This is a genomic window from Alcanivorax sp. HI0083 (genome assembly GCF_001635175.1).
Genome location: NZ_LWFX01001389.1, coordinates 1 through 5,310, shown reverse-complemented (window position 1 = coordinate 5,310; position 5,310 = coordinate 1). Strand labels below are relative to the sequence as shown.

Here is a 5,310-nt window from a genome sequence, read left to right as displayed (position 1 = left end):
GGTGTGCGAAGCCGCCGTCGTCGGTTATCCCCATAACATCAAGGGCCAGGGCATTTATGTCTATGTGACCCTGAATGATGGCGAGCACACCAGCGATGCCCTGCATGACGAATTACGCCAGTGGGTGCGCCGGGAAATCGGCCCCATCGCCACTCCCGATCTGATTCACTTTACCCACGGACTACCGAAAACCCGGTCCGGCAAAATCATGCGCCGTATTTTGCGCAAGGTGGCGGCCAACGAACACGACAGCCTGGGCGACATCTCCACCTTGGCTGACCCGGCAGTGGTCGCCAACCTGGTCGAGACACGGCTGAACCGTTGATACAGACGTCACTTGAAACCGCATACGCTGATGAAACATGGATGTTTTCTGTGTTTCCTTTCCACATGCTGCCCTCCCCGGGCAGCATCTTTTTTTCATTCCCATCTTTTTTTGGGCTCTTTGCACGCAACATGCTTAAATCAGAGTCATGACAACCATACTGATTGCCGATGATCACCCCCTGTTCCGTGCGGCCCTGATACAGGCTGTAGAGGCCAGTTTTCCCGGCGCCACCATCCACGAAGCCGACTCGCTCGCCACCCTGGAGGTACTGGGCCAGCAAGCCATCCCCTTCGATGTCATTCTTCTGGATTTACACATGCCCGGCACCCACGGTTTTTCGGGGCTGGTGTACCTTCGCGAGCAATACCGGAAAGTCCCGGTGGTGGTAATTTCAGCCACCGAAGATGTGGACGTGATACAGCGGGCCATTCACTTTGGTGCCGACGGCTTTATTCCCAAATCCACTTCCGTGGACACCATGACCGATGCCATGCGCAAGATCATGGACGGCGAACGCTGGCTACCGGAAAAAGCCCGCCGCGCCATGCCCCCGACCCTGCCCGACCACTCCGCCATGAGCGAGCGCATTGCCAGCCTGACCCCGCAGCAATTCCGGGTGATGGGCATGCTGATGGAAGGCATGCAGAACAAGGTAATCGCCTACGAACTGGATGTGTCGGAAGCCACGGTGAAAGCCCACATGACGGCCATTTTTCGCAAGCTGGGCGTACGCAACCGCACCCAGGCGGTACTGGCCCTCAAGGACCTGGCCATCGAGCCTCCCGGCCTGGACTAACCCGCAAGAGCTTGATGGAGAGCGACTTGCTGCAGAAGTGTTGGGGGCGCGCCAGGCCAGAGTGTCGAGTTGCGAGAAACGAGTTTCGAAATACAAACCGTAACCAGAGGGAAAGCCCGGTGATTTTCGCTTCTCGCTTCTCGCTTCTCGTTTCTCGTTACTTGAAACTGAGGCTATCGCTTCACCAGCGACGCTCCTGCCGCGATAAAATAACTATCCGGGTCGAAATTTCCCAATTCCATCAAACGGCTGCCCGCAGCTTACAAAAGCCCTTCCAGCGTTCGCTGCAGGATGGCTTCGGAAATCGGTTTTTGCAGGAAGCCTACACCTTGCTCTTCAGCTCTGGCGCGCACTTCCGGGCGTCGGTCTGCGGTCATCAGTACGGCAGGAATGACGTCTTCCCAGCAATGATCCAGCGCTTCAATCACGTCAAACCCGTCTTCATGATCCAGCTGAAAATCCACCAGCAATACATCCGGCACCCAGCTTTGTGCCGCTTTCTCCCGTGCTTCCTGCAGGCCGCTGGCCGCGACCACCTCGCAACCCAGGGTTTGCAGGGCCGCCACCAGGCTCGCCAGCAGCGCGGAATCATTATCCACACAGAAAACGCGCACGCCCTGGATATCCCGACGCTCGCGCAACGGCTCATTCTGCAGCAATGGCGGCACATCCCCTGTGGACAGCGGCAGCGTTACGCTGAAAACGGTGCCTTTATCCGGCCAGGAGCGGACGGTTAAGGCATGGCCCAACAAACGACAAATCCGGTCGGCAATGGCCAGCCCCAACCCCAGACCTTTTACCTCACGATTATGCAGCTGAGGCAGACGATGGAACTCCCGGAAGATCTGTTCATGCTGATCACCGGGAATCCCCGGCCCGGTATCCCACACATCAATGCGCACGGCATTGTGCAGCCGGCGCGCACCGAACAGGATGCGCCCTGAATCCGTATACCGAACCGCATTGGACAGCAGGTTCTGCAATACCCGTCGCAACAATACTTCATCGCTGTCCACCACCGCACTGCATGACACCGCTCGCAACGTCAGCCCTTGCGCGCTGGCCAGCGCAGAAAACTCCTGACCCAGCGGCGTCATCAATGACGACAAACGCAAGGGATGGATGTGCGTCGCCATGGTGCCGGTATCCAGTTTGCTGATTTCCAGTAACGCAGAGATAATTTGTTCCGCTGCTTGCAGGGAACTGTCGATATGTCCGAGCACCTGTACCTCATGGTCGAACTGGCCCTTTTCCTGGTTACGCAACTGCTGACGCAACGATGAAGCAAACAACTGCGCGGCATTCAAAGGCTGCATCAGGTCATGGCCAGCGGCCGCCAGGAAACGGGTTTTCCCTTCATTGGCCTGTGCCAGTTTGGCATTCAGCTCCGACAGTTTCCGGGTACGCTCCGAGACCATCTGCTCCAGATTTTCATTGATCTGGCGAAGTGCTTTTTCATCGTGTTTGCGTTCGGTGATGTCCATATACGTACTGACAAAACCGCCGCCCACCATAGGCGTGCCACGCACCTCCACCACGATGCCATTGGGCAGTTCCCGCTCGAACTGATGCGCATACCCTTCGCGTAATAATTGCACCCGCCGCGTCACGTTTTCTTCCATATTTTCGCCGTCGTAATAACCCCGTTCGGCGTTATAGCGATACACATCGGCGATGGAGCGCCCCAACCGAATCAACCCGTCCGGATAATCAAACAGCTTTACGTAGGCCTGATTCCAGGCCACCACCTGCATATCCCGGTCCACCACGCAGATGCCCTGGCTAATGGTTTCAATGGTGGTGCGCAGCAACTGATGGTTGAACTGAATCAGCTCGGAGGCTTCGTCCATCATCCGCACCACATCATCGTGGCGGCCATTCTGTTTGCGCAGCAACGAACTCATCACAATGCGTGCGGTGGAGGCCCCCATGGTGCCCGCCAGCAGCCGCTCCACATATCGCACCAGATGCAGGGGCGCCGGCAATTCCAATTCTTCCGACACCCCACGCCGGCGCATGTAATCGAAGAACAAAGGTTCCGCCCGTGGATGTCCCAACCCGCGCTTGCAGACTTCCAGCAATTCGATGGTGGTAATGGAGGGGTGCCCCATACCTTCGCGCCACCAGTCCGTGGGCATATCCACAAACCGGGCGGCCTGGGTTTCATCCAGGGCATCATGGTTGGCCCGGCGGGAATAGTAGATAAACGCGGCCAGATTCACGGACACCGACCAGAACACACCATGGGTTAGAGGCTCCAGCCCTTCGATGCCGAACATGGCATGGGGACGTAGCAGGCCCAGGCCGAACAGCCCCTGGGTATTGAGCACGGTCACCCACTCCACGGGCAGAATCACCGGCGCCAGCAGGCAGTAAAACCACACCACAAACCCCAGCGCCAGGCCGATGAACGCCCCCTGCTTATGGCCATTGCGCCAGTACAGGGCACCGATCAGTGATGGCGCGAACTGGGCCACGGCGGCAAACGACAGCAGCCCGATACTGGCAAGGCCGTCGAACCGGTCGATCAGCGTATGGAAGGCAAACGCCAGCCCCAGCAACACCAGAATGCTGGCCCGGCGCAGAAAGCGCAGTTGCGTGCTGAGATCCGGCAGCTGATCCTTTTCATTGAGCCGCGACTGCAACCACATGGGCAGCAGCACTTCGTTGGTCAACATAATGGCCAGCGCCATGGTGGAGACAATCACCATGCCAGTGGCCGCCGCAATCCCGCCAATAAACGACAGCATCAGCATGCCGTGATTGGCCTGGGCCATGGGCAACGACAACATGTAAGTGTCTGCATGACCGATCAGGTAGGGCTGGGTAATCACGCCGGCAATCACGATCGGCAGAACAAAAATCGCAAACAGCGCCAGGTAAAACGGAAACAACCAGCGCGTGGTGCGCAAATGGCGCAGGTCATTGTTTTCTACCACACCGGCATGGAACTGACGGGGCAGACAGAGAATCGCCACCATGGAAAGCAATAATGAAGTGACGAAACTTTGCGAAAACAGGGTCGGTTCAAAACTCTGCATGACATCGCTGCGCTCGCTCAGCTGCTGCCACATATCCACCGGGCCATCAAAAATGGCATACAGGCAATACAAGCCCAGCCCGACAAACGCCACCACCTTGATAAAGGATTCAAAACTCACCGCCAGCATCAAGCCGGATTGGTGCTCGGTGGTATCGATATGCCGGGTACCGAACAGCAAGGTGAAAATAGCCATCAGTGCAGCGACCACCAGTGCCGTATCCACCTGGCCCGGCGCAGATTCCTCCAGCACATAATCAAACGACAGGGTGACGGCTTTTAGCTGTAAGGCGATGTAGGGCAACACCCCGACAATGGCCACCAGGGTGACCAGCACAGCCAGGCGCCGGGACTTCCCGTAGCGGGCGGCCAGGAAATCGGCAATGGAGGTAATGTGTTGCTGCTGGGCCACCGACACCATCTTGTAGATCAGTGAACCGCCCAGTAAGACGGTAATGATCGGCCCCAGATAAATAGGCAGGTAGTTCCAGCCGTTCTGGGCCGCTTCACCAACCGCGCCGTAGAACGTCCAGGAAGTGCAATAAACCCCCAACCCCAGGCTGTACACCCAGGCATTGTGGAAGGTCTTGCGGCCCTGTCGGGCAGCCCGATCGCCCCACCAGGCGATAACAAACAACACCAACACATAAGCCAGCGCCAACGCACCCAATTGCCACAGTGAAAACACCGCCTCTCCCCGTTGGTTAAAGCAAATCAGGAATCGCTTATCGTGCGTTTACCTGTTGCGTGGAGCATGCTGCCTGTTACGACTCCTGTTGAGCTTATAGCAGCGCCTGGACAAAGCGTAGCACCACGGCTACCAGTAAAAGGGCAATGCCACCGCGTTGCAGTTTGAACTCCACCACATTGAGTGCCATGGTCCGTCGCCAGAACATCACCAGCCCCTGACCATCACCGGTCCGGCGCCAGTAGCGAAAATAGGCGTACAGAACCAGGCAGAGGCCCACTATCAGCGCTATTTTTTCTGCATAGAACATCAGCTCTTCCTTCCTTTTTCACAGCCGCCAGCGGCTTAATTTAATGTGGATTTCTGCAGCTGCAGGTACATCAGCGCACTGGTCACCGCATCTCCCCGGGCGGTGTGACGTTCCATCACCGGCACCTGCAAGGCGCTGGCCATGGCAT

At 57.4% G+C, this 5,310-nt stretch carries 3 protein-coding genes and 1 pseudogene; 2 read left to right on the top strand and 2 right to left on the bottom strand.

The genetic code is table 11. The features are described 5' to 3' along the window. Both A3754_RS21040 and A3754_RS21035 read left to right on the top strand, forming a co-directional pair. Positions 1-325, top strand: a pseudogene (locus A3754_RS21040) (acetyl-coenzyme A synthetase); the annotation flags it as partial. A gap of 148 nt (positions 326-473) precedes the next feature. Then, positions 474-1,124, top strand: a complete 651-nt coding sequence (locus A3754_RS21035; RefSeq protein WP_063521235.1) for a response regulator transcription factor — start codon at positions 474-476, stop codon at positions 1,122-1,124. A 260-nt stretch (positions 1,125-1,384) separates the two neighbouring features. Here the strand turns inward: A3754_RS21035 and A3754_RS21030 are convergent, their stop codons facing one another. Together A3754_RS21030 and A3754_RS21025 are read right to left on the bottom strand one after the other, a co-directional pair. After that, entirely contained in the window at positions 1,385-4,852 is a 3,468-nt protein-coding gene (locus A3754_RS21030) for a hybrid sensor histidine kinase/response regulator (RefSeq protein WP_063521234.1), read from the bottom strand. 94 nt (positions 4,853-4,946) lie between these two features. Continuing rightward, positions 4,947-5,162, bottom strand: a complete 216-nt coding sequence (locus A3754_RS21025) for a hypothetical protein (protein WP_063521233.1) — start codon at positions 5,160-5,162, stop codon at positions 4,947-4,949. Positions 5,163-5,310 lie beyond the last annotated feature (148 nt).

Coding starts and splice junctions, on each gene's coding strand:
- A3754_RS21035 (WP_063521235.1), top strand. CDS start 474: ATGACAACCATACTGATTGCCGATGATCACCCCCTGTTCCGTGCGGCC.
- A3754_RS21025 (WP_063521233.1), bottom strand. CDS start 5,162: ATGTTCTATGCAGAAAAAATAGCGCTGATAGTGGGCCTCTGCCTGGTT.